The sequence below is a fragment of the Sphingopyxis sp. J-6 genome (assembly GCF_046603995.1).
In the GTDB taxonomy this organism is placed as follows: Bacteria; Pseudomonadota; Alphaproteobacteria; order Sphingomonadales; family Sphingomonadaceae; genus Sphingopyxis.
The window spans coordinates 1,345,876-1,370,760 of record NZ_CP145810.1 but is presented as its reverse complement, the minus strand read 5'-3'; the positions used below and the strand labels follow the sequence as shown (position 1 = coordinate 1,370,760).

Sequence of the window (24,885 nt, the reverse complement as noted above, 5' to 3'; positions counted from 1 at the left end):
CCTTTTCGCAATCTTGGCCAGGAAGTCGGCCGATCGATCGAGCGCTTGCCTCCAGCCCGCAAGCGGCTAGTCTGCCGCGCATGGCAACCTCCTCCCGCGCGAAGAAGCGCAAGCTGCCCTGGTATCTGCGGCCGTTCAAATGGCTGTTCTGGTTCATTGTCGCCTCGGTCGTGTGGGTGCTCGCCTATGCAGTTGTGCCGCCGCCGGTGACCTTCACCATGCTGGCCGACAGCAACGGGATCACCAAGGACTGGACCGGCCTGCCCAACATCGATCGCAACATGGTCGCCGCGGCGATCGCGGCCGAGGACGGCAAATTCTGCAGCCATGACGGCTTCGACCGCGATGCGATCGAGCAGGCGATCGAGCGCAACGCGAAGGGCAAGCGGATGCGCGGCGGGTCGACGATCAGCCAGCAGACCGCGAAGAATGTCTTCCTGTGGCAGGGCAGCGGCTGGACGCGTTACGTGCGCAAGGTGCCCGAGGTGTGGTTCACCTTTCTGATCGAAAAAATCTGGGGCAAGCGCCGGATCATGGAGGTGTATCTGAACGTCGCCGAGACGGGTCTTGGGACCTATGGCGTCGAGGCTGGAGCGCAGCGCTATTTCAAACATGGCGCGGCTAAGCTCACCCCGGCAGAAGCCGCGCGGATCGCTGCCATCCTGCCCCTGCCCAAGAAACGCGAAGCGGTGAGCCCCTCGGGCTTCACCCGCCGCTACGGCAATACGATCCGCGCGCGGATCGGCGTCGTGAAGCGCGACGGGCTGGATGCGTGCATCTATAAATAGAGGCAGTTTTATCAGGGGAGCGAGCGAGCATCCCCCGTTTGTCATCCCCGCGAAGGCAGGGAGCTAGAGCGCAGGCAGGGCTGACCTGCTCATCTCAAATACCCTCAATGTCTTGCTTCATACGTCGATATTCTTCTCTCTTCTTTTTATCCTTCTCATAAATTATTGCCTTTTCGGCGTATTCGATTGCTTGTGCTTTCATTTGAGAGGACTTGACGGCATTCCGTTCCCTCTGTGCGTCGCCCGCAATTTCGCTAGCCCTATCTGCTAGACAAAAGGCAATCTGGAAATCCAAGCAGCGTTCAAGCCATCGCTTGGTCGCCCCTTCATCACCGCGTCGGCCATAGAATAGCACCAGCTTCACCAAGGCATCTTCGTCCCCCTCGGCGGCCGCAGCTTCAAGGTCGGGTAGATCATCATCGGAAGGAACAAGAGCTTCACTACCAATGGAACCGCACGCTGTTAGGGCGAGTGTCAAAAGAAGCACGGCGCAAATTTTCGATGAGTATCCGCCAATTCCCATAGCACCGCCCTTCCCGCTATTTCGGTGCTCCAGATTAGGCCGGCTTCCAGCTCTTTCGCTCTTCGGCTTGCTTAAGCACCTCGAACGCCGCCTGCCCCGCCGCAAAGCGCTTGGCTGCCTCTTCGTCGCCCGGCTTGACGTCGGGGTGGCATTCCTTGGCATAGGCGCGCCACGCCTTTTTCGTCGCGTCGAAATCGGCGTCGGGGTCGAGCCCGAGCAGTTCGAGCGCGCGCATTTCGTCGGCGCTGCGGCTGCCGTCGCCCGACCCGCCCCATGCATAATGCTGGGCGCGGGCATAACTGCGCGCGCCGCGCGCCTCGTCGGCGGCGCGTGCAGCGGCATCTTCGGCGCTCAACCCTTCGAAATAGTCCCAGCCGCGATTATATTCCGCGGCGTGCGCCTCGCAGAAATACCAGCGGTCGGGGCTGTTCGGCGACTTGGGCGCGGGGCAGTTGCCCGGTTCGGCACAGCCATGGCGGTCGCACAGCCGGACCTTCTGCGCCTCGCGCGACGAGCCATAGGGGCGCCAGCGGGGAAAACCCCAGTCATCGGATCTCTTGGCGCGGCTCATCAACCCCATGTAGCGGCTGGACGCCGGGATTGCTAGCCGGGCGCGGCCAGAAACCTAGTCTTTTGCCGCGTAACCGAAGGCTTTATGCGCCAGCTTGACCACCGCCGGATCGAGATCGGGCGGCGTCATCGGCACCGCGGCTTCCAGCGCCTCGACGACATGGGTCAGCGCCGCGATCCGTGCCGCCTTCTTGTTGTTGCCGTCGATCACCTTCCACGGCGCCCAGCGCGTGTCGGTCTGCGCGAACATCTCGTCCATCGCGGCAAGATAATCCTTGCGCTTGGCCCGGTTGCGATAATCTTCGGCGCCGGTTTTCCACCGCTTCCACGGATCGTCGAGCCGGTCGGCGAAACGCTTGTCCTGTTCTTCCTGCGTGATGTGGATGAACAGCTTGACGAGATTTGTGCGGCTGCCGGTGAGCTGTGCCTCGAACTCGTTGATCTCGTCATAGCCCTTGCGCCACTCGGCTTCGCTCGCAAAGCCCTCGACACGTTCGACGAGAACCCGCCCATACCAGCTCCGGTCGAAGATTGATATTTCGCGATTGCCGGGCAGCCGTTTCCAGAAGCGCCACAGGAAATGACGTGATTTTTCCTCTTCGGTCGGCGCGGAAATCGGCCATACCTCGAAATAGCGCGGATCGAGCAGCGCGGTCAGCCGCTTGATGATGCCGCCCTTGCCGCCGGCATCCCAGCCCTCGAACATGATGATGCTGCGCTGGCCATGGGTGATATGCGCCGACTGGACACGTTCCAGACGTTCCTGCAGCGCCTTGAGGTCGTCGCCATAGTCGCCGTCATATTTGGCGCCCGATTCATGGTCCGAAAGCGAAATGGTCATGCGGCTTTCCTAGACCACAGATGCGGCGCTTACCAAGGGGGCGAACGCCATTGTCGTGTTCTGGTACAACGGCCCGCTATTTCCTTACTTGTAACCCATAAGCTGCTTTCGCGCCTGCCAGTCGGCGATCGCCTTCCGATGGCGTTCGATCCGCGTCAACGCCGCCGGAATGGCCTCGCCGCGCAATCCCTGCCGCTGTGCCTCGCCGTACCAGTCGATTGCGGCATCGAAATCGCCCTGCATTTCGGAACAAAGGCCAAGGTTGAAGGCGAGCGCCGCGGTCGGCACCGCTTCGCGGGTCAGCGCGGTCCATGCCGCGCAGGCTCCGGCCTGGTCGCTCTTGGTCTGGCGGATCGCGTCCTTGAACGCTTCGGCTGCGGGCTTGGCCAGCCCCTTGCGATTCTCGTCCACACGCACGTCGAGGACATAGCGGCGCGGCGCAAGGTCGTCGCGGATCGCCTCGACCTGCTTTTTGCGCGTCGCATTGACGAATTGTTCGACCGTCCGCGATGCGCTGCGGTCGGGGCAATAGGTGATTTCGTCGCGCGCGTTCAGCGGCCGCGAATAGCGCACCGACCCGTCGGCGATCGCGACCAGCCGTACCGTCGTCGCGGCGGTCGCGATACGGCGGCGGCAGCGGATTTCGACCTCCACCTCTTTCAGGCACTTCTTCTTGTCGGCGGGGTCATATTCGGTGCAGCGGTCGCGCTTTTCGGTGACGGGCACCTCCTCGACGTTGCTGCGCACCGTGCCGGTCACCAGCGCATCGATCGGCGCCCCCGATTCGGGCGCAACGATCCGGAAATAGGGACGCCCGTCGAACTCGGCGGCGCCAAGCTCCGCCTCCAGCGCCTGCGCGAACATAGCGCCGTCGCGCCCTTCGAACCGCTCGACCGCAAGGCGATAGAGGTCGTTCGCCTCCGCATTCGCCGGTTCGGCGGCCGCGATCGTCAACACCTCGGCGCCCGCCGGCGCTGCGAGACACAGGCAAACAGCCGCCAAGGCTGCGCGCGCATCGACCATGATACCCCTTCCCCCGATCAACCCCGCGACGGGCTATCGCAGCCCGGTACGGCTGTCAAAGCGCGGCCCCGTCTTCAGAGCAGGTCGGCAAGCAAGGCAGCGAGGCGCCCGGGCGCCTCCATCGGGATGAAATGGCTATGCTCGCTCCATTGTTCGTCGCGCACCGCGCCCAAGGCATCGCCAAGGCCGGGCCAGGTCGGGCTGACCGAGAAATCGAGCGCGCTTGTCCGTTCGCCCGTCCGGGCGCGGATCACGCTGACCGGTGCCGCCATGTCTTCGAGCCAGCGATAGGGGCTGGTCCGCAGCGCATTCAGATAGACCGACGCTTCGAGCGCTGGCGGGCAGGCCAGGTCGAAGCCTTCGCCGTCCGCGGCGGGCAACAGGCCGAAGCGGCAATAATCGGCGAGCACCTCAGGCTGCCAATGGGTATAGGGCGGCCGCTGCGAAAAATGGGCGTTCATCGCTTCCCACCCGTCCCAGCGGGCGCGGCGCCGCGCGACGGGATGCCCGGCCGGATCGGGCATGGGCTGCCCCGCCGCCTCGTCGTACAGCGCCGGCTCCATGATGACCGGATCGACGAGCACGAGATGGCGGAATGCCGCCGGGCGTCCCGCGGCGAGGCGGGTCAGGACATAGCCGCCCATGCTGTGGCCACAGCCCACCAGCGGGCTTCCGGCAAACAGATCAACCAGCGGCAACAGCGCGTCCGAGGTCACCGCCCAGTCGGACAGCGAGGCGGGCTTGGCACTGCGGCCGTGCCCCAGATGGTCGGGTACGACAACGTGCGTTCCGGCGGGCAGCGCCGCGACGACCCGATCCCACAACCGCGCGTGAAAACCGGTCGCGTGGAGGAGCAGCAGCGACGCCCGGCCGGGCGACGGTTCGCCCCACTCGAACCAGCAGATTTCGCCTTCCGGCGTATCCAGCCGGTGTTCGCGGGGCCCGCCGTCCACGCCCTAGCTCTTGGGGCCGTCGACGAGGCGGATGCTGAGTTCCTTGAGCTGCTTTTCGCTGACCGGGGCGGGGGCGCCCATCATCAGGTCTTCGGCCTTCTGGGTCATCGGGAAGACGATCACCTCACGGATATTCGGCTCGTCGGCGAGCAGCATCACGATGCGGTCGACCCCCGGTGCCGAACCGCCGTGCGGCGGGGCGCCGAACTTGAAGGCGTTGATCATGCCCGCAAAGTTGGTGTCGACGTCCTGCTGGCTGTAGCCGGCGATTTCGAACGCCTTGTACATGATGTCGGGACGATGGTTCCGAATCGCACCCGACGACAGTTCGACGCCGTTGCAGACGATGTCATACTGGTAGGCGAGGATATCGAGCGGATCCTTGTTGACCAGCGCGTCCATCTCGCCCTGCGGCATCGAGAAGGGATTGTGGCTGAAATCGATCTTGCCGGTGTCCTCATCGGCCTCGAACATCGGGAAGTCGACGATCCAGCAGAATTCGAAGCGGCTCTTGTCGATGAGGTCGAGTTGATCGGCAACGCGCGTCCGCGCAAGACCGGCGAGCTTCGCAGCCTTTGCCTCGACGCCCGCGGCGAAGAAGATGCCATCGTTCGGGCCCAGACCCATCGCGTCGGCGATCGCCTTCATGCCCTCCTGGCCATGGTTGTTGGCGATCGGGCCGCCGAACACGCCGTCCTTCTGCGTCGCATAGCCGAGGCCCGGGAAGCCTTCCGACTGCGCCCAGCTGTTCATCTCGTCGAAGAATTTGCGGCTCTTCTCGTGCGTTTCGGGCGCGGCCACGGCACGAACGACCTGCCCTTCTTCGACCATCGTCGCGAAGCGGCCGAAGCCCGAACCCTTGAAGAAGGTGCCGACGTCATGGACGAGCAGCGGGTTGCGGAGATCCGGCTTGTCGCTGCCATATTTCAGCATCGATTCGCGGTACGGAATGCGCTGGAACGGCAGCGGCGACACGCTGCGGCCCTTGCCGTCGAAATCGGCAAACTCCTCGAACACGCCGTGCAGCACGGGTTCGATCGCGTTGAAAACATCGTCCTGCGTGACGAAGCTCATCTCGAAATCGAGTTGATAGAATTCGCCCGGCGAACGGTCGGCGCGCGCATCCTCGTCGCGAAAGCAGGGCGCGATCTGGAAATAGCGGTCGAAGCCCGCGACCATCAGTAGCTGCTTGAACATCTGCGGCGCCTGCGGCAGCGCATAGAATTTGCCCGGGTGGACGCGGCTGGGCACCAGATAGTCGCGCGCGCCTTCGGGGCTGCTCGCGGTCAGGATCGGGGTCTGGAATTCGGTGAAGCCCTGATCGATCATCCGGCGGCGCAGCGACGAAATGACGTTCGAGCGCAGCACGATATTCTTGTGCAAGCGCTCGCGGCGGAGATCGAGGAAGCGGTTGGTGAGGCGGATTTCCTCGGGATATTCGGTCTCGCCGAACACCGGCAGCGGCAGGCGTTCGGCCGCCGACTGCACGGTCACCGCGGTCGGATAGATTTCGATCTCGCCGGTCGCCAGCTTCGGGTTGAGCGTCTCGGGCGAGCGCGCCGCAACCTTGCCGGTGAAGGTCAGGACGGACTCGGGACCCAACGCGTTGACCGTGGGATAGAGGTCCGAACCGGTCTCTACGACGATCTGGGTGATGCCATAATGGTCGCGAAGATCGACGAAGAGCACATTCGCATGTTCGCGCGTCCGGTGCACCCAGCCCGAAAGACGGACTTCCTCACCGACGTTGGCGGCGCGAAGGTCTGCGCATGTGTGGGTGCGATAGGCGTGCATTCTTCTGTCTTTCAATGTCCGGGAAGGCGCGCGGAACTACGCACCGATATGGCCGCGCCTAAGGCAGGTCGGCGCGCCATTTGTCAAGGGTGGACGGTCGATTCAGCAGGTCAGGCCGAGCCCGTCGAGCACCTCGCTGCCGAACAGCGCGCGGTGCCCGGGATCGGGCATCAACCGGTCGCGCGCGGCGCGCCAGCGGCGGAAATCCTCGCCATAGTCGGCGGCGACCCGCGCCGCATCGAGACGGCAGCTTTTTGCCCAGTGGCGCGTGAAACCGATCCCCTGTGCATCGAGCACCTCGACGACGCGCGCATAAGCCGCGGCCGTGCGTTCGCTGCGCGGCCCGTCGAAATCGATCACGGCATTGTGCGAATAGCGCGCCGGCGCAAGCAGTCCTTCGGCGCGCGCCATGAAGCGCAGCGTCACGACGGTCGAGCCGCCATGGCGCGCATAGACGGTGCATATCATCTCGAACGCCCGCGCCAGATCGGCGCGGTCGATGGTGACCGACGCGTTGAACAGGTCGGCGAGCGGCCGGTGCGTGTCGAGCCCCTCGCCCCAGTTCCCGTAAACCGGCGGGTCGTCGACGTCGGGGCCGCTCGCATAGCCCAGCTTCATCGCATATTGCAGCAGCGCGCCGCGCGCCCAGGGATAGTCGTCGAGCAAGCGCCCGAGCAGGCTGAGCGCGTCATAGCCCGCCCCCAGTTCGCCCGGCGTTGCGTGCGGATAATCGTCGCGCCATGGCTCGCGGTAGAGGAACCGCAGCATCGCGGGGCGTTTGAACGGCTTGTACGGATTGACGATCATCTGGACGAAATCGGGGTCCTGATCGAGTGCATAGGCGGCCGAAAAGCGTCGGAAGTCGCCCGCCGCCAGCCAATCGAGCGCCGCGCGGTCGACGGTGCGCAGGTTCTGGATCGGGCGAACGAGGAATTTCGGCACGCTGTCCACGACCAGCGCGGTGACGATGCCGAGCGCCCCGACCGGAAGCTGGAGCGCGGCGAACAGATCATCGTCGTGGAGCGGCGTCGAACCCGTCGCGGCGATGAAGGCATCGCTCATCACGCCTGCGGCTGGCTCGACCCAATGGACGCCGCCCGGCGTCACCACCTGCACCGCACGGATATGGTCCTGGATGCCGCCGCGCGCGATCATCGATCCGTGCGTTCCCGTGGCGCAGGCGCCGGCAAAGGTCTGCCCGTTGCCGGCGCCGCTCGTCCAGAGCGAGCGGCCCTGTTCCTCAAGCTTGTCGGAGACCTCGTCGACCAGCGCACCCGCCTCGACGAGCATCAGCGCGTCCGCATCGACGCCGGGACGGACGTCGCCGACGCCGATCCGGAAGCAGCGATTGAAACGCCGCGTGTGGAGCAGCCAGCTTTGCGAGCAGATATTGACGTTCGACGGCGACCACCCGGCGCCGAGCGGACGGACGCGGCGCCCCGCCGCCTGCGCAGCCGTCAGCCAATCCTGCACCGCCTTCGCCGTAAGCGCGAGTTCGTCGCGGCCGCGCACGGCATCGCCGCTGCGCAAGCCGAAACGCGTCGCCGCCTCGCAGGTGCCGGTGCCATGATAGTTGGTCCAGCGACCTTCATCGCCAAGCTGGACGATCGGCATCAGGCGTCTCCCAGCGGCTGGATGCCGGCGTGCGCCCGCCACGCGACGGTGACCGGCCGAAAGAAACCGAAACTGGCGAGCGCGACGAGCATCTGGCGCCGCGTCGCAAAGACGCGCGCATCGCAAAGACCATGGTCGGATTCGGACGCGATGAAGGGCTGCGCCGCCGCGCTGGCAAAACCCCAGCCCTTCAGCGTCACCACCATCCGCTCCTCGTCGAGCGGGCGCGGGTTGGCGATCGATACGAAAATATCGGCCTGTCCCGCCATATATTGCCCGAAAAGCAGCGCAAAACCGAGCGCCGCCAGCCCCCAACCGATCCACATCATCGCCAAGACCCCTTCGCGTTTTCCCCTGTCCGCTGTTGCGGATCCGCGACCCGAAGAGTGCGGGCAATTTTTCCTGCCCGTCCTTCCCAACTAGCTGTATAGGCCCATCATGCAAGTCCATCCGCTCATCGAAACCAGTACCGCGCTCGCCGAATTCGTCGGCCTCATCAAGGACAGCGATTTCATCGCGGTCGATACCGAATTCATGCGCGAGAATACCTTCTGGCCCGAACTCTGCCTGATTCAGGTCGCAAACAGCGAACATGCCGCGGCGATCGATCCGATGGCGAACGGCATCGACCTCAAACCTCTGCTCGACCTGCTCGTCGACAATGAGGAGGTGTTGAAGGTCTTCCACGCCGGCGGGCAGGATGTCGAAATCATCTTCAACCTGACCGGCAAGACGCCGCACCCGATCTTCGACACGCAGATCGGGCAGATGGCGCTCGGGCAGGCCGAACAGGTCGGCTATTCGAACCTCGTCGAGGCGTGGCTCGGTATCGTGCTCGACAAGGGCGCGCGCTTCACCGACTGGAGCCGCCGCCCGCTCGACAAACGGCAGATCGACTATGCGATCGGCGATGTGACGCACCTTGCCGAGATTTTCCCGATGATGCTGAAAAAGCTGGTCAAGACCGCGCGCGGCCACTGGCTCGACGAAGAGATGGAAAAGCTCGCCGACCCCGCCAATTACAATGTCGATCCCGAAAAAGCGTGGCTGCGGATCAAGGTGCCGTCGCGCAAGCCCGACGTGCTCGGCCGCCTGAAAGCGCTCGCCGCGTGGCGCGAGCGCGAGGCGCGGACCAAGAACCTGCCGCGCGGCCGCATCGTCAAGGACGAGACGCTCGGCGATCTTGCCGCGCATCCGCCCAAGGATCAGGACGGGCTCGGCCGCGTGCGCGGGCTGTCGGCGACGTGGAAGTCGAACGATATCGGGGCGCGGCTGATGGACGCGCTCGACAATGCCAAGCCGCTGCCCAAGGACGACATGCCCGATCGCGCGCCGCGTGGCCCCGGGCTCGGCAAGGAAGGCGTGCTCGTCGCCGACCTCCTCAAACTGCTCCTCAAGATTCGCGCCCGCGAACTCAATGTCGCGTCGCGGCTGATCGCGCGCAGCGACGACCTCGAGGCGCTTGCGGCCGGGCGCCGCGACGATATCCCGATGATGCAGGGCTGGCGCTACGACGTCTTCGGCCACGCCGCGCTCGACCTTGTCGAAGGCCGGATGGGCTTTGCGGTCAAGAACGGCAAGCTGGTGATGAGCGAAATCGACGCCGCCGCTGCCGCCCCGATCGACGACGCAGGCGAAGGCAAACCGGCTTAGCGCAATATCAGTTCGGGCTTGGCATCGAGCGCCTGCGCAAGCGAGCGCAGCCGGCGTTCGACCGACTCGCCGGCTAGGTGATGCCAGCCCGGATCGAGGCTGAGCCGCAATTTCCCGTCGATATGGGCGATCGCGCTGGCTTTCAGCGGCGCCTCGACTCCGCCGGTCAACCGCTGGGCAAGGCGGATCGCAAGCCCCCATTGCCGCGCCCGCGCGAGGCGCTCTGCCTCGACGAGCGCCCCCATCGCCGGGAAATCGCCATCGGCGCCGCCGAACCCGGCGTGGAGCGCCCGCGCCAGCAGGATCCGGCCCGGTATGTCGATGCCGCGCCAGTTGCCGTGCAGGCCGATCTCGGTACCGCGTTCGGCACGAAAATCGGGGTTTGCCGACCAGGCGACGTCGCTGAGCAGGCTGGCGGCGAGCCGGATACGGCTGTCTGCCACCGCCTCGCTCGCGAACAGCGGCGCGATCCAGTCGGCGATCGCCGGGCCATGCGGGGCGAAGCGCGCGAGGCGACGGCCTTCGAATTCCGCGGCGACGATCAGCGGATCCTGCGCCTGCGTCGCCGCGTCAAGCGTCTGGTAGAGCAGGCCCTCGCGCAGCCCCGACGACGAAACGGTCATTTCGGGGACGTCGATGATATTGGCGAGCGCCGCCAGCAGCGCGGCGGCGTCGGGCAGCGTCGACGCACGGGTCGACGCCATGCCCGGGATTGCGCGTATTTCCTCGAAACTCAGCCGCCTCGTCGCGCGCACCAGCCGGCGGAGCGCCGCGCGCGGCAGCGTGTGCTGGTCGAGCACGGCAAGCGGATCGTGCGTCAGTTCGAGGTCGAGACGCGCCAGCGCACGCCATGACCCGCCGACGAGGTAGAGCGGCAGACCGGTGAGCAGCGCCGGCCATCCGGCACTTTTCAGCATCTTGCGCACCGCGCGCTCGAACGCCTGTTCGCCATCCTTGCGCAGCGCGGGCAAACGCAGCACGCCAAGCGGGAAAGATGCCCGTCGGCCGACCTCGCCGCCCGCGACCTCCGCCAGTTCGAGGCTGCCGCCGCCAAGGTCCACCGCGATGCCATGGGCGTCGGGGATCGCCGCAATCACGCCGTGCCCCGCGGCTTCGGCTTCTTCCTCACCCGACAGAAGGCGGATCTTGAGACCCGCCTCGGCCGCCCTCGCGATGAAGTCCGGGCCGTTGGCCGCATCGCGCACCGCCGCGGTCGCGACGCATTGCAGGTCCTTGACCTCCATATGACGCGCGAGCAGTGCGTAGCGGTGCAAGGCGGTCAGTCCGCGCGCGGCATCCTCGTCGGCGATGCGTCCGTCGATCGACAGACCACGGCCCAGCCCTGCCGCAACCTTTTCGTTGAAGATCACCGCCGGCGCGCGGCGCGGCCCTTCATACACGACGAGGCGGACCGAGTTGGAACCGATATCGATGACCGCCGAGCGGTGGACCGCCAGTTTCGAGGAGCGCAGCAAACCCAAATCTATCGTCTCAATCTTCGCGCATATCGATGGCGAGCGTCGGCACGTCGTGGCGCTTGTGCAGCGCGGTGCCGCGACCCGACAGCGAAGGGTTCGTCATGAAATAATGGTGGAGGTTAAAGGGCTTATCGCCCGGACTTACCCGCGCATAGGTACCGTCCGGCTGGAGCACCCAGCTCTGTTCATTGTCGATGAGGTTGGCGACGAGCACCTGGTCGAGGATCTGGTCGTGGACGGTCGGGTTTTCGATCGGGATCATATATTCGACCCGGCGATCGAAGTTGCGCGGCATCCAGTCGGCACTGGAAATATAGAGCTTGGCGCGCTGATGGGGCAGCGGCGCACCATTCGCGAAAGCCCACACGCGGCTGTGTTCGAGGAAGCGGCCGACCACCGATTTGACGCGGATCGTTTCCGACAAACCCGCGACCCCTGGCCGCAGACAGCAGATACCGCGTACGATCAGTTCGATCGGCACCCCGGCGGCGCTTGCGGCATAGAGGCGATCGATGATGTCGGGATCGACAAGGCTGTTCATCTTCGCCCAGACGCCCGACGGCTGCCCGGCCTTCGCTGCCGCGATTTCGGCATCGATCAGATCGCACAGATGCGCGCGCATGTTGAGCGGCGACATGGTGATCAGTTCGAGCCGTTCGGGCTCGACATAGCCGGTGATGTAATTGAACAGCTGCGCGGCATCGCGCCCGGCGCGCGGGTCGGCGGTGAAGAAGCTCAAATCGGTATAGATGCGCGCGGTCACCGGATGATAGTTGCCGGTCCCGAAGTGGCAGTAGGTCCGATAGCCCTGCCCTTCGCGGCGCACGACCATCGAAATCTTCGCATGCGTCTTCCACTCGATGAAGCCATAGACGACCTGCACGCCGGCGCGTTCGAGCTGGTTTGCCCAGAGCAGATTCTGCTCCTCGTCGAAGCGCGCCTTGAGTTCGACGACCGCGGTGACCGATTTGCCCGCCTCGGCCGCCTCGATCAGCGCGCGGATCACCGGCGACTGGTTGCCGGCGCGGTAGAGCGTCTGCTTGATCGCGACGACATCGGGGTCCGCCGCCGCCTGTCGCAGGAAGGACAGGACGACATCGAAGCTTTCGTACGGGTGATGGACAAGGATGTCCTTGCTGCGGATCGCTGCGAAGCAGTCGCCGCCATGTTCGCGAATGCGTTCGGGGAAGCGCGCCGAATAGGCCGGAAACTTGAGGTCGGGACGATCGACGTCGACCAGCGCGGACAGTGCGGCAAGCCCGATGAAACCGCCGATCTTGGCGACGATCGCTTCATGCCCCTGGATATCGGCATTGAGCACCGCCGCAATCTCGCCCGGCATGTCGGCTTCGAGTTCGAGCAGGATGACACGGCCGCGGCGGCGGCGGCGGATCGCGGTACGGAACAGGCGGACGAGATCCTCCGCTTCTTCCTCCAGTTCGATGTCGCTGTCGCGGATGATCCGGAAAACGCCGAGCGAGCGGATGGTGAAGCCCGGAAACAGCAGGCCGCCGAAAATCTCGATCAGATATTCGATCGGCACGAACGCGGTCGTTTCGCCGGGAACGGGAACGAAGCGCGGCAGCGAAGCCGGGATCATAACCAGTTCGCGCACCGTATCGCCGGTCGCCTTGCGCTGCAGGTCGAAGATGATGCCGAGGCCGCGGTTCGGAATGAAGGGAAAGGGATGCGCCGGGTCGAGGACCTGCGGCGTCAGGATCGGGAAAATCTGGTCGAGGAAATATTGGCGGAGACGCGCGCGTAGCGCATCGGCATCCGATCCGGTGCCGTGGACGACGATTCCCTGTTCGGCGAGCAGGCGGTGGAGCAATTGCCATTCGCTCTGCTGCTCGTCGACGAGGCGGTTCACCTCCGCCTCGATCTCGGCCAGTTGCTGCCCCGGCGAGCGGCCGTCGGCCGATGGGTCGTCGATGCCCTGCAGTTGCTGGCCCTTGAGGCCGGCGACGCGGACCATGAAGAATTCGTCGAGGTTGCTGCCCGAAATCGACAGGAAGCGTAAGCGTTCGAGCAGCGGATGCGCGGGATTGCGGGCTTCTTCCATCACCCGGCGGTTGAAGGCGAGCCAACTCAGTTCGCGATTGAAGAAGCGCTCGGGACCGAAACTCGGCGGTTCCGTCAGGGCGTCATTGTCGGCGCGAAGGGAGCCATTTGCTATCGACATATATCGCTGTCCTGCCTTTCGAGGAGATCGGGATCGATCAGCCCCTGTGACAGTAATGTTTCACGAATAAGACGAACGCCGACCCGCCGCCCCTGTTCGAGCGAGGCGGCGTCGAGCGCCGCAACGATGCGATGGATCATCGCATAGCTGCGCTCCATGCGCGGCACGATATAGGATGCCGCCTCGGGCGCGATGGCAATGCCGCGCTGCGCAAACAGCGCCTCGATCAAGTCGCGCGCGAGGCAATCGTCGGGATCGCCGATCGTCAGTACCGGCACCGCCGCGAGGCGCGAAGCGAGATCGGGCAAGGCGATCTGCCATTCTGCGGGCGGCGCATCGGCGATGACCAACAGCGGCGTCCCCGAAGCCTGCGCGGCATTCCACGCGTGGAAAAGCTCCTCTTCCGAAACGCTGTCGTGCCCGTCGATCACGCGCCCGCCGGTATCGCGCGCGAACAGTCGGCCGATCAGGCTGCGACCCGATCCCCGAGGGCCGACGAGAACCGCGGTCCGTACCGGCCAGGTCGATACATGGCGCAGGTAGCGGACGGCATCGGCGTTGCTGGTGCCGACGATCAACGGACCGTCGTTCGCTCCGCCGGCACTCCAGTCGAGCGGGAGCGCAATCTGTCCCGATGCGCGCGCCATCAGCGACTGATCCTGAGCGTGTTGCCGCCTTCCTGTACCTTGTACCCGCGTGCGGCGAGTGCGGCCTTGAGCGCCGCGATGTCGCCGCGGAAGCTGACCCGCATCACCGACGTGCCGCCCAGCGCAAGGCTGGTGGTCGAGGCCGACTGGACGCCCGCGATGCCCGCGATCGCGCGCTCGGTCGCCGATACCGATTCGACGTCGGGCGAGCTGTACTGGACGGTAAAGCTCGACACGCCGACCGCCGCCGTCGCCGGAACGCTGGCATCGGTTTCGGTCGGCAGGACGTCGGCATCGGTCGCCACCTCTTCGGGCAAGTCTTCCTTCTCGACCGGCTTTTCGAGAACGAGATAGGTATCGGTCTTGAGCACGCCCGCCGCCAGCGCATCGATATAGATGCGGTCCATGCGCGCGACCGCCTTTTCCATCATGTCGGGCAGCGCGGTGGGATTGGGTCCGGTCATGGTGAAGCTGGAAATCAGCTTGTTGTCGGGACCGAAACGCGCCGTGAAATAGCCCTTTATCGGCCCGCCGGGATAGCTGTATTCGACCCGCGCCATCGGCACGAGGACGTCGGCGGCGCCATATTGGTCAAGAATGACGCGCCACCAGACGCGGCCGCGGCGTCCCGTCTGGCCGGCGTTGATCAGCAGCGTATCGGCACCGGTGCCCGCCGTGCGGACATAGTCGATCGCGCTTTGTCCGGTGTTATATTCGGCCCAAGCGCGCTGCCAGGCGCTGCGCTGTTCGAACACCTGCGGAATGCCGTCGACCGAATAGACGGGGATGACCAGCAAAGGCGGCGAGCGCAACGTCCGGCCGCTGACGCCCAAAATCTGTCCGGCGCGGACGCGGTCGAACTGGACACCGAGCCGCGCGACGTACCGGCGCGGACCGATCTGTTCGTCCTCGACGACGATCGCGGTGACGATGCCGTCGAGCACCGAATCGCCGAGCGCCGGACCATCGCTGCCGTTCAATTTGCGATAGAGCTGCGCCCAGCCCTTGCGCTGCGCCTCGCGCCAGCCCTTTTCGCGCGCATCCTCGGCATTGTCGCCGGTGACGTCGACAAGGATGCCGCTGGCGAGGAAGTCGCCGCTGCTGTTGATCGGGGTAATGCCGCGATCGCCGCGGCTGATCTGTCCTTCGACCGCCCCGACGACCAGAATCGCAAAGAGCAGCCCGAACAGCGCCGCCCAGCGCCAGTCGCGCGGGCGCACGGCGTCGAAGGAGAAACGGGGCGCGAAGCGGGGGAAAGCGACCGAAATCATATCTTCTCTATGCTTTGCCCAAAAGCTCGACGCCGGACAAGGAAATCATGGCATTTCGTGGCCAGAGTCGTTAGTCGCGCTGGCCATGGATTCCAAGCACAACCAACCCGCCTCCTACACTTATGCCGAGGCCGGCGTATCGATCGAGACCGGCAACGCGCTGGTCCGTGCCATTGCTCCGCTCGCCCGTGCGACGCGCCGTCCCGGTGCCGACGCCGACCTCGGCGGTTTCGGCGGCTTTTTCGACCTTAAGGCGGCGGGGTTCAACGATCCGCTGCTCGTCGCGGCGAACGACGGCGTCGGCACCAAGCTGAAACTCGCCATCGAATCGGGCAAGCACGAGGGCGTCGGCATCGATCTCGTCGCGATGTGCGCCAACGACCTGATCGTGCAGGGCGCCGAACCGCTCTTCTTTCTCGACTATTATGCGACGGGCAAGCTCGACAACGACGTCGCGACCGAAGTTGTCGCCAGCATCGCCGAGGGCTGCAAGCAGGCCGGCTGCGCGCTGATCGGCGGCGAAACTGCCGAAATGCCGGGCATGTATTCGGACGGCGATTACGACCTTGCCGGTTTCTGCGTCGGCGCGGTCGAGCGCGATCAGGTGCTGACCGCCGATAAGGTTGCCGCAGGCGACGTGATCCTCGGCCTCGCTTCGTCGGGCGTCCATTCGAACGGCTTTTCGCTCGTGCGGCGGCTGGCCGCGGACAAGGGCTGGAAACTCGACCGCCCCGCGCTGTTCGACCAGAACATCCTGCTGATCGACGCGCTGATGGCGCCGACGCGCATCTATGTGAAGAGCCTGTTGCCGCTGGTGAAGACCGGCAAGATTCATGCGCTCGCGCATATCACCGGCGGCGGGCTGCTCGAAAATATCCCGCGCATCCTGCCGAAAACCTTGCACGCGCATGTCGACGCCGATGCGTGGGCGCAGCCGCGGCTGATGGCCTTCCTGCAGGCCCAGGGCAATATCGAGCCCGAGGAAATGGCGCGCACCTTCAATTGCGGGATCGGCATGGCGGTCGTCGTCGCCGAATCTGACGCTGCGGACGTCACTGCGGCGCTCGAAGCCGCTGACGAAACGGTATTCCGGATCGGCCACATCGCCGAAGGGGCGAAGGGCTGCACCGTATCGGGCGGGTCGGAAACATGGAGTGCGATGGCAGCGTGGTCGGCCACGCATAATGGCTAAGGCGCGCGTCGCCGTCCTGATCTCGGGCGCCGGGACCAATATGGCGGCGCTGCTCTATGCCGCGAAAGCCGACGACTGCCCTTACGAGATCGTGCTGGTCGCCGCGAACGATCCCGAAGCGCCGGGACTGAAGATTGCGGAGGCCGAAGGCATCGCGACCTGGAGTCGCTCTCACAGGGACATGGACCGCGACGCGTTCGACGCGCTTGTCGACGTGCAATTGCACGAGGCCCGCGCCGAATATGTCGCGCTCGCGGGCTATATGCGCATTCTCAGCGATGCCTTCGTCGAAAACTGGCAAGGCCGGATGCTCAACATTCACCCCAGCCTGCTGCCGAAATACAAGGGGCTGAACACACACCGCCAAGCCATCGATGCGGGCGACAGCCACGGCGGGTGCAGCATCCATATCGTGACTCCCGCGCTCGACGACGGGCCGGTGCTTGCGCAGACGCGGGTCGCGATCGTGCCCGGCGAAACGGCCGAAAGCCTGGCCCGGCGGGTGCAGTTTGCCGAGCATCAGCTTTACCCCAAAACCCTCGCGGCCTTCGTGTCGCACGAACGCTCGCCCGAATATATACTCGGCCGGGTGCGCGAACTCGCGATGGCGTTGCCCGAAGCAGACGAGGTGACCTCACACGGCATGCCGTGCTTCGGCATCGTGAAGGGCAAGAAATTCGCCTATTTCACCGAGGATCATCACGGCGACGGCAAGATCGCCCTGCTCGTCAAGATCAGCGGCGCCGACGAACAGGCGCAACTGATCGAACTCGACGAGGACCGCTATTACCGCCCCGCCTATTTCGGGGACGGCTGGGTCGGCATCCGCCTCGACCTTGGCGACACCGACTGGGATGCGATCGACGAATGGCTGCGCAAGAGCTGGCTCGCGGTGGCGCCGAAAAAGCTTGCCGGGCTGATGGGCGCGGCGGAAGAATTCTGATGCCGCCGACGGCGATCTGGCTTGCGAAACGCACCCTCGCCGCGCTGATCATCATCCCGCTCGGTGTGGCAACGGGCAAGGCGATCCAATATGGCACCGTCGATTATCTGGGCGACCGCCTCGGTTTCGATGGCGCATCGGTCGTCGGCACCGCGCTGTTCGTCGCGCTCGCCCTGTTCTGCGACCGCCGATGGAAGCGCTGGGCGGCAAAACGCAAAGCGCGGTCAGCGGCGTGAATTGACGCTGGCCTTTTTCGCAAAAGCCGGTTGAACTGCCGCGATGGCATTCGACGCCGCCCTTGTCCTGTCGCTGCTGTTCCTCGCGGTTCATATCGTGGTGATCGGGCGCATCATCCTGCGGCCGCAGCGCGAGCCCGCGTCGCGGATCGCCTGGCTGATCGCGGCGATCATGGTGCCGGTCGTCGGGGTGATCGCCTATCTGCTGCTCGGCGAGGCTCGGATCAGCGCGAAGCGCCGCGCCCGCTATCGCGCGATCGAGGCCCACCTGCCGCACCCGGCGCAGAATGAAACGATCCGCCGCACCCTCGCAAAGACACCTTATGCAGCGCCCTTTGCGCTCGCCGAGACCGCCAATGCGCTGCCCCCGACGCGCGGCAACCGGGCGCGCCTGTCGGCCGACAGCAACAGCGCGATCCGCGAGATGGTCGAGGATATCGACGCGGCGACGTCGACCGTCCATCTCTGCTTCTACATCTGGCTCGCCGACAACAACGGTTTCCGGATCAAGAATGCGCTGGTTCGCGCCGCGCGGCGCGGGGTCAAGGTGCGCGTGCTGGCCGACGCGCTCGGTTCGCGCGGCTTCATCCGGTCGGCCTATTGGATCGAACTCGAAAATGCCGGGGTCGACGCGCGGATCGCGCTGCCGATCGGCGGGCTGATCTGGACACTGATCCGCGGCCGCTTCGACCTGCGCAACCACCGCAAGCAACTGATCGTCGACAATCGCATCGCCTGGTGCGGCAGCCAGAACCTTGCCGACCCCGAATTCCGTGTGAAATCGCGCTATGCGCCATGGGTCGACCTGATGACGCGCTGGGAAGGCCCGGTGGTGCAGGACTGCCAGTTCATCTTCGCCGCCGACTGGGAGTCGGAGCATGGCGACGATATCAGCGCCCTGCTCTGCGACGATGCCGAACAACCGGCGGCGGCCAAGCCGGGCATCGTGGCGCAGGTCGTCGGCACGGGGCCCAGCCTGCCCTACCCCGCGATGACCGCTTGCTTCACCTCGCTGATTCATTCGGCGCGGCGCGAACTGGTGATCACGACGCCCTATTTCGTCCCCGACGAACAGTTGATCTGTGCGCTGCTCGACGCCGCGCGGCGCGGGGTGAGCACGGTGATGATCCTGCCGCAGCGCAACGACAGCCGCATCGTCGCCAATGCCAGCCGCAGCTATTATGACGAGATGATCGGCGCGGGCGTCCAGCTATATGAATATCGCCCCGGTCTGCTCCACGCGAAGACGATGGTGGTCGACGGCGCCGTCGCGCTGATCGGCTCGGCAAACCTCGACCGGCGGAGCTTCGAGCTCAATTTCGAGAATAATATCCTGTTCGCAGACGCCGGTTTCGTCGGCGAAATTCGCGCGCGACAGGCCGAATATCTGGCCGATTCCGACCGCGTCATGGCCGAGGATGTCGCACGCGACAGCATGTTGCGGCGGCTGTGGCAAAACCTGCTGGCGACGCTCAGCCCGCTTCTTTGACGCGGCGCGAATGATCAAGGACAGGCGGCCGCCGTATAATGCGCGTCCTTGCGGACCAGATGATCCGGAATCGCGCAGAAGCGCGGGATGCGCATTCGCTGCCGTTCGGCGTTGCCGTTGAGGAAGCCACCCTTGTCGATGGGATCGCTCGCCTGCGGCACGGCGACTTCGAAATGGACATGCGACAACATCGCGCAGCCGACGGCGCCTTCGTCCCCCAGATATTGCCCCGCGCGGACGCGGTCGCCGACCTTCAGCGCCGCCTTGTCGCTTCTCGTCCCGGCCGCCATGTGCCCATAAAGCGTCCATTCGCCGCCCGGATGCGAAAGCCACACAAAATTGTTCCGGCAATCCGCCGCAGCCCGGCCGCTCTGCTGTTCCGAATAATGGTCCTCGATCGCCATCACCATACCGTCGGCCGCGGCCACGACGCGGTGAACCTTCCCTTCGCGCGGCTCGCCGACCAGATCGATTGCGCCCACGGGGCGGTGCGTGACAGCGTCATCGAACACCGAAACCTCCGTGCCGTCGGCGAAGGGAAGCCGGTAGAGCCCTTCGGATTCGACGATCTTCGGCGTATCGGCTGCCGGCCCGTTCGATGCCAGCAGCGCCGCCGCCGCGATGGCGAAAATCGGCTTTCCAAGCATGGCCTGTTCCTTTTCCGGGTGTCCAACGAAAAAGGCCACCGGAATGTTCCGGTGGCCTTTGCTTGTCCGGTCGTGCCGGGCCGGCTTAGCCGACGATTTCTTCGGGCTCGAAGAAATAGGCGATCTCGATCGCCGCATTTTCGTCGCTGTCGCTGCCGTGGACGGTGTTTGCCTCGATGCTCTCGGCGAGTTCCTTGCGGATCGTGCCCGGCGCCGCATCCTTGGGATTGGTCGCGCCCATGATGTCGCGGTTCGCCTGCATCGCATTCTCGCCCTCGAGAACCTGGACGACGACGGGGCCGCTGATCATGAAATCGACGAGTTCGCCGAAGAAGGGGCGTTCCTTGTGGACCGCGTAAAAGCCTTCCGCCTGCTCGCGGCTCATGTGGATGCGCTTCGACGCGACGACGCGCAAACCGGCGTCTTCCAGCATCTTGGTGACCGCACCGGTCAGGTTGCGGCGCGTTGCGTCGGGCTTGATGATCGAAAAGGTGCGGGTGACCGCCATGGGAAAGCTCCTGCGTTGTTATGATTTGCGATGCGCGCGCCTCTAGCCGCGCTTTTGCGCCGCCGCAAGGACAGAGCGTCGGACGCTACGGCCCTTCCGCCCAGCGGCCGTTTTCGTCCTGCTTCCAGAAATGGATTTCGGCACCCTCCGTGGCGCTCAATTTGCGCCAGGTTGCGCGCGCGTCGTCGATGCGGCTGTTGTCGAAGAGCAGAAAAGCCCGGTCGAACCCGAGCGCCTCGTCGCGCCATTCGCCGTCGGCAAGCGCAACGTGTCGCGCGCGGTTTGCCGGCGAAGGGTCGAGGGTTCCCGCAATCAGGATCGGCTCGATCTCTTCGTCGGGGGAGCCCGCCGCGCCGTGCGGCAGGAAACTCGCCGGCGCGTGCGTCCACAGCGCCTCGTCGATCGCCTGTCGCTGAAGCGCCGGGGCCGCGGCGACCAGCAACCGGTCGCCAGCGCCCAATATGCGCGTCGCGATCGCGGGCAGCACCCGCTCGACGGGATCGCGGGTGAGACGATAGAAATCGACGCGCGCCATGATCCCGCCCCGCCGGCCTCAGCCTTCGAAATTGGCCGCGATGAAGCGGTCGAGCAAGCGCACGCCATAGCCCGTCGCGCCCTTGGCATAGACGGGTCCGTCCTTGTCGGCCCATGCCATGCCCGCGATGTCGAGATGCGCCCATGCGACGCCGTCGTTCACGAAACGCTTCAGGAACTGCGCCGCGGTGATCGATCCGGCCTCGCGCGGTCCGATATTCTTCATGTCGGCGATCGGACTGTCGATCAGCTTGTCGTATGCGGCCGACAGCGGGAAGCGCCACAGCTTGTTGTTCGACGCCTCGCCCGCTGCGAGCAGGTCGGCGGCAAGATCGTCCTCATTGGCGAACATGCCGGCAAATTCATGGCCGAGCGAGATCACCATCGCGCCGGTCAGCGTCGCAAGATCGACGATGACCTTCGGATCATAGGCTTTTTGCGCCCAGCTAATCGCGTCGCAAAGGACAAGGCGGCCTTCGGCGTCGGTGTTCAGCACCTCGACCGTCTGGCCCGACATGGTCGTCACGATGTCGCCAGGGCGCATCGCATTGCCGTCGGGCATATTCTCGACGAGACCGACGACGCCGACGACGTTCGCCTTCGCCTTGCGGCCGGCAATCGCCTTGATCGCGCCCGCGACGGCGCCGGCGCCGCCCATGTCCCATTTCATCATGTCCATGCCCGGCCCGGGCTTCAGGCTGATGCCGCCGGTGTCGAAAGTGACGCCCTTGCCGATGAACACCACCGGCGCCTCGCCCGGCGTGCCGCCGTTCCAGCGCATCGCGAGCAACCGCGGCGGCCGCGTCGAGCCCTGCGCGACGCCGAGCAGCGCGCCCATGCCGAGCGCCTTCATCTGGCGCTCGTCGAGCACCTCGAGTTCGACGCCGAGGTCGGCGAGATGCTGGCAGCGCTCGACGAAGCTTTCGGGATAGAGGATGTTCGGCGGCTCGGCGACCAGCGTCTGGGTGAGCGCCACACCGTCGGCAATCGCCTCATTCTCGGCCCAACGGCCCGTCAAATCGCCGTGAGCGGAGGCAATCGTCACCGACTGGAGGCTGGGCTTCGCCTTGTCGGCAAGGCGGGTGCGATAGGTGTCGAGACGCCAGTTGCGCAGCCGGGCACCCATTGCGAAGGCGAGCACATCCTCGGCGTCGCTCGCGCCCGCGCTGGCGAAATCGACGTGGACCGCGCCGGCACCGCTCGTCTGGAGCCGCGCGACGAGCGCGGCGCCGCCGCGTTCGAGATCGTGGACATCGCCCTCGCCGATCCCGACAAGCAACAGACGTAGCACCCGGCCACCGTCGACGGCGGCGGTTTCGGCCACCGAGCCCGCCGCGCCCTCGAAGCGCGCCTGTGCCGCCGCGCCACCGAGCAATGCGCCATGCGGATCGCCGAGCGCCTGGACGAGCGCGGCGAGGCCGCCCTTGCGGACCGGGAACGCGACGACGTCGGCAGACGCATCGATTTGCGCGACAAACTGAATGTCCATGCGATGACTTTCTTATGTGATGATTGATTGCAACGTGGCGGACCGATAGGGGTTTCGCTTGCGAGTTGCAAAATAAAGCAGCCGGTCCGGTCCGGGTGGACTTTCTAAGGGTATGGGACAAAGTGACTAAATGACCTTGGCTTTGTTCCATGGAAAATCGGCCCTGCGGCCCGTGTGGCTCGCGACGGCAAGCCTGTGCGCACTGCTCGCATCGCCCGCGCTGGCGCAGGAGTCCGGCGAATCGTCGCCGGCCATTGCGCCGGGAACACCCGACCTGCAAACCCCTGACGTGGCGCCGGTCGTCACCGACGCCCCTGATTCTGCCGCCGAGGACCAGATCGGCTTTGCCGCCGACAATCTGAATTACGACAGCGACACCGACGTCGTGGTGGCAGAGGGCAATGTCGCGATGAACCGCGACACCATCTCGATGCGCGCCGACAAGGTTACCTGGAACCGCAAGACCGGTCAGGTTTTCGCCGAAGGCAATGTCGCGATCAAGAATCCCGAAGGCGACACCGCCTATGGCGACAAGATCGAGCTGACCGACTCGCTGCGCGATGGGGTGGTCGAGAATATGCTGGTCGTGCTCGACAATGGATCGCGGCTCGCCGCGGTTCGCGGGACGCGCTTCGACAACGGCAATATCGAGCTCGAAAACGCCGCTTACACCCCCTGCCCGGTCGAGGATAACGAGGGCTGCCCGAAGAATCCGAGCTGGCAGGTCCGCGCCGTCAAGGTGTTGTACGACAAGGCCAAGAACAAGGTCCGGTACAAGGGCGCGCGGATCGAGATTTTCGGACTGCCGCTGATCCCGTTGCCGGGGCTCAGCCACCCGCTCAACAACGAACCGAGCAGCGGCATCCTCGTTCCCGAAATCCGCCTCGACCGGTCGAACGGCTTCGAGATTGCGGTGCCCTATTATCTACGCATCGCCCCCGACCGCGACGTGACGATCACTCCGCACATCTACACCGGTGCGGCACCGATGATCGAGGGTGAGGCCCGCGCGCTGACCGACATCGGATCGTTCCGGATCAACGGCTATGCGACCTATGGGTCGCTTGTCCCGCTGACCGGCGAGGATCCCAATAGCCGCAAGCGCTTTCGCGGTTATCTGGAAAGCGCCGGCAAGTTCCAGTTCGACCCCCGCTGGAGCCTGACCTATTCGGGCCGCATCGCGACCGATCGCACGTTCATGCGCCGTTACGACATCAGCCGCGACGATCGGCTGCGCTCGACCTTCGAGGTCGAACGCATCGGCAACCAGAGCTATCTGTCGATCGCGGGCTGGGCGACCCAGACGCTCCGCCGCAACGATGTGCAGGGGCAACAGCCGATCGCATTGCCGGTGATCGACTATCGCCAGCGGTTCGACGATCCACTGTTCGGCGGCCAATTCGAATTGCAGCTCAACACGCTGGCGATTGCGCGGACTGCGGGTCAGGACACGCAGCGCGCCTTTGCCGGCGCGCGCTGGGATTTGCGGCGACTGACGGGCATGGGTCAGGAAGTCACGCTGACCGCGCTGGTTCGCGGCGATGTGTATCACAGCGACGAGAATCTGCTGACCGGCATCCCCGGCTATCGTGGCAAGTCGGGCTGGCAGGCGCGCGGCATTGCAGCGGTCGCCGCCGATATGCGCTGGCCCTTCGTCGGCGAATTCCTGGGCGGCACCCAAACGCTGACCCCGCGAATCCAGTTCGTCGCAACCCCGCCGATCGAGAATATCGACATCCCGAACGAGGATTCGCGTGCCTTCGACCTCGAAGACAGCAATTTGTTCGCGATCAACCGCTTCAACGGCTACGACCGGTTCGAGGACGGCGCGCGCGTCACCTATGGCCTCGAGTGGAACTTCAGCCGCCCGGGCTTCAATATCAACAGCATCGTCGGCCAAAGCTATCGCCTGTCGAACAAGCCCACCCTGTTTCCCGACGGCACCGGGCTGACCGACCGCACCTCGGATATCGTCGGGCGGACGACGGTCGCCTACAAGGATTTCCTGCGCTTCACCCACCGCTACCGGCTCGACAAGGACAGCCTGGCGATCCGCCGGAACGAGCTCGACGCGACGATCGGCGGCCAGTCGACCTACGCCGTGCTCGGCTATTCGCGGCTCAATCGCGACATCCTTTTGCTCGGCGAAGACTTGCAGGACCGCGAGGAAGCACGGGTCGGCGGCCGCGTCGCGGTGGCGCGGAACTGGTCGATCTTCGGCTCGGCAATCGTCGACCTGACCGACCAGAAGGACGATCCATTGAGCGTCGCCGACGGGTTCGATCCGATTCGCCACCGGCTGGGGATCGCGTATGACGACGAATGCCTGTCGATCGCGCTCACTTGGCGGCGCGACTATATCGACACCGGCGACGCGCGGCGCGGCAACAGCTTTTCCTTCCGTATCGCCTTCCGCAACCTTGGTTTCTGATCTCCGATCCGCTCAGCCTGCGTTCAGCGTCGCCGGGCTATCCCATCCGTAACAGGTCCGGATGGCGGATTGCGCTGGA

Annotated in this window: 23 protein-coding genes; 7 read left to right on the top strand and 16 right to left on the bottom strand. The window is 65.2% G+C overall.

Features of this window, described 5'->3' with window-relative positions:
* Window positions 1-80: 80 nt before the first annotated feature.
* The gene (gene mtgA, locus V6U71_RS06595; protein WP_411341501.1) at window positions 81-788 is read left to right on the top strand and encodes a monofunctional biosynthetic peptidoglycan transglycosylase; all 708 of its coding nucleotides are present in this window, start codon (window positions 81-83) and stop codon (window positions 786-788) included.
* A gap of 94 nt (window positions 789-882) precedes the next feature.
* On the opposite strand, the gene V6U71_RS06590 is transcribed toward mtgA, so the two are convergent.
* The 8 genes from V6U71_RS06590 to V6U71_RS06555 all read right to left on the bottom strand — a co-directional run bounded on the left by V6U71_RS06590 (window position 883) and on the right by V6U71_RS06555 (window position 8,435).
* Window positions 883-1,311: a hypothetical protein gene (locus tag V6U71_RS06590; protein ID WP_411341500.1), complete on the bottom strand. Its 429-nt coding sequence runs from the start codon at window positions 1,309-1,311 to the stop codon at window positions 883-885.
* Between the two features lie 34 nt (window positions 1,312-1,345).
* Window positions 1,346-1,882 (bottom strand): J domain-containing protein, encoded by a 537-nt coding sequence (locus V6U71_RS06585; protein ID WP_411341499.1) that lies wholly within the window; start codon window positions 1,880-1,882, stop codon window positions 1,346-1,348.
* Between the two features lie 54 nt (window positions 1,883-1,936).
* Window positions 1,937-2,722 carry a polyphosphate kinase 2 family protein gene (locus V6U71_RS06580; protein WP_411341498.1) on the bottom strand — a complete coding sequence of 262 codons (786 nt, stop codon included), beginning with the start codon at window positions 2,720-2,722 and terminating at the stop codon, window positions 1,937-1,939.
* Between the two features lie 84 nt (window positions 2,723-2,806).
* Window positions 2,807-3,745, bottom strand: a complete 939-nt coding sequence (locus tag V6U71_RS06575; protein ID WP_411341497.1) for a hypothetical protein — start codon at window positions 3,743-3,745, stop codon at window positions 2,807-2,809.
* A 74-nt stretch (window positions 3,746-3,819) separates the two neighbouring features.
* Complete coding sequence (locus tag V6U71_RS06570) at window positions 3,820-4,698, bottom strand: alpha/beta fold hydrolase (protein WP_411341496.1); 879 nt, start codon at window positions 4,696-4,698, stop codon at window positions 3,820-3,822.
* Between the two features lie 3 nt (window positions 4,699-4,701).
* Window positions 4,702-6,492: an aspartate--tRNA ligase gene (gene aspS, locus V6U71_RS06565; protein ID WP_411341495.1), complete on the bottom strand. Its 1,791-nt coding sequence runs from the start codon at window positions 6,490-6,492 to the stop codon at window positions 4,702-4,704.
* Between the two features lie 102 nt (window positions 6,493-6,594).
* On the bottom strand, window positions 6,595-8,106 hold the full coding sequence (locus tag V6U71_RS06560) for an FAD-binding protein (RefSeq protein ID WP_411341494.1): 1,512 nt from the start codon (window positions 8,104-8,106) through the stop codon (window positions 6,595-6,597).
* A complete protein-coding gene (locus V6U71_RS06555; RefSeq protein WP_411341493.1) occupies window positions 8,106-8,435 on the bottom strand; it encodes a hypothetical protein in 330 nt (109 codons plus the stop codon). The genes V6U71_RS06560 and V6U71_RS06555 overlap by 1 nt, the downstream gene beginning before the upstream one ends.
* 109 nt (window positions 8,436-8,544) lie before the next feature.
* Between V6U71_RS06555 and rnd the strand changes: the two genes are divergently transcribed.
* The gene (rnd, locus tag V6U71_RS06550) at window positions 8,545-9,759 is read left to right on the top strand and encodes a ribonuclease D (RefSeq protein ID WP_411341492.1); all 1,215 of its coding nucleotides are present in this window, start codon (window positions 8,545-8,547) and stop codon (window positions 9,757-9,759) included.
* On the opposite strand, the gene V6U71_RS06545 is transcribed toward rnd, so the two are convergent.
* Genes V6U71_RS06545 through V6U71_RS06530 form a run of 4 tightly spaced genes read right to left on the bottom strand, consistent with a single transcriptional unit; the run spans window position 9,756 to window position 15,337 of the window.
* Window positions 9,756-11,240 (bottom strand): Ppx/GppA family phosphatase, encoded by a 1,485-nt coding sequence (locus tag V6U71_RS06545; RefSeq protein ID WP_411341491.1) that lies wholly within the window; start codon window positions 11,238-11,240, stop codon window positions 9,756-9,758. The genes rnd and V6U71_RS06545 overlap by 4 nt on opposite strands.
* 10 nt (window positions 11,241-11,250) lie before the next feature.
* Complete coding sequence (locus V6U71_RS06540) at window positions 11,251-13,419, bottom strand: RNA degradosome polyphosphate kinase (RefSeq protein WP_411341490.1); 2,169 nt, start codon at window positions 13,417-13,419, stop codon at window positions 11,251-11,253.
* Window positions 13,410-14,066 carry an HdaA/DnaA family protein gene (locus V6U71_RS06535; protein WP_411341489.1) on the bottom strand — a complete coding sequence of 219 codons (657 nt, stop codon included), beginning with the start codon at window positions 14,064-14,066 and terminating at the stop codon, window positions 13,410-13,412. Before V6U71_RS06535 ends, V6U71_RS06540 begins: the two co-directional genes overlap by 10 nt.
* Window positions 14,066-15,337: a heavy-metal-associated domain-containing protein gene (locus V6U71_RS06530; RefSeq protein WP_411341488.1), complete on the bottom strand. Its 1,272-nt coding sequence runs from the start codon at window positions 15,335-15,337 to the stop codon at window positions 14,066-14,068. The genes V6U71_RS06535 and V6U71_RS06530 overlap by 1 nt, the downstream gene beginning before the upstream one ends.
* A gap of 85 nt (window positions 15,338-15,422) precedes the next feature.
* On the opposite strand from V6U71_RS06530, the gene purM reads away from it, so the two are divergent.
* Genes purM through cls form a run of 4 tightly spaced genes read left to right on the top strand, consistent with a single transcriptional unit; the run spans window position 15,423 to window position 19,197 of the window.
* Window positions 15,423-16,529 (top strand): phosphoribosylformylglycinamidine cyclo-ligase, encoded by a 1,107-nt coding sequence (purM, locus tag V6U71_RS06525; protein WP_411341487.1) that lies wholly within the window; start codon window positions 15,423-15,425, stop codon window positions 16,527-16,529.
* The gene (purN, locus tag V6U71_RS06520) at window positions 16,522-17,472 is read left to right on the top strand and encodes a phosphoribosylglycinamide formyltransferase (RefSeq protein WP_411341486.1); all 951 of its coding nucleotides are present in this window, start codon (window positions 16,522-16,524) and stop codon (window positions 17,470-17,472) included. Before purM ends, purN begins: the two co-directional genes overlap by 8 nt.
* Window positions 17,472-17,708: a hypothetical protein gene (locus tag V6U71_RS06515; protein ID WP_411341485.1), complete on the top strand. Its 237-nt coding sequence runs from the start codon at window positions 17,472-17,474 to the stop codon at window positions 17,706-17,708. Before purN ends, V6U71_RS06515 begins: the two co-directional genes overlap by 1 nt.
* Window positions 17,709-17,751: 43 nt before the next feature.
* Entirely contained in the window at window positions 17,752-19,197 is a 1,446-nt protein-coding gene (cls, locus tag V6U71_RS06510; RefSeq protein WP_411341484.1) for a cardiolipin synthase, read from the top strand.
* 14 nt (window positions 19,198-19,211) lie between these two features.
* Here the strand turns inward: cls and V6U71_RS06505 are convergent, their stop codons facing one another.
* From V6U71_RS06505 to V6U71_RS06490, 4 genes are all read right to left on the bottom strand, one after another.
* The gene (locus V6U71_RS06505) at window positions 19,212-19,844 is read right to left on the bottom strand and encodes a M23 family metallopeptidase (protein ID WP_411341483.1); all 633 of its coding nucleotides are present in this window, start codon (window positions 19,842-19,844) and stop codon (window positions 19,212-19,214) included.
* A gap of 85 nt (window positions 19,845-19,929) precedes the next feature.
* Window positions 19,930-20,352: a nucleoside-diphosphate kinase gene (gene ndk / locus V6U71_RS06500; protein ID WP_411341482.1), complete on the bottom strand. Its 423-nt coding sequence runs from the start codon at window positions 20,350-20,352 to the stop codon at window positions 19,930-19,932.
* A gap of 85 nt (window positions 20,353-20,437) precedes the next feature.
* A complete protein-coding gene (locus V6U71_RS06495; RefSeq protein ID WP_411341481.1) occupies window positions 20,438-20,887 on the bottom strand; it encodes a DNA polymerase III subunit chi in 450 nt (149 codons plus the stop codon).
* A gap of 18 nt (window positions 20,888-20,905) precedes the next feature.
* Window positions 20,906-22,375, bottom strand: coding sequence for a leucyl aminopeptidase (locus V6U71_RS06490; protein WP_411341480.1), 1,470 nt, complete (start codon window positions 22,373-22,375; stop codon window positions 20,906-20,908).
* A 130-nt stretch (window positions 22,376-22,505) separates the two neighbouring features.
* Between V6U71_RS06490 and V6U71_RS06485 the strand changes: the two genes are divergently transcribed.
* A complete protein-coding gene (locus V6U71_RS06485) occupies window positions 22,506-24,806 on the top strand; it encodes an LPS-assembly protein LptD (RefSeq protein ID WP_411341479.1) in 2,301 nt (766 codons plus the stop codon).
* Window positions 24,807-24,885 lie beyond the last annotated feature (79 nt).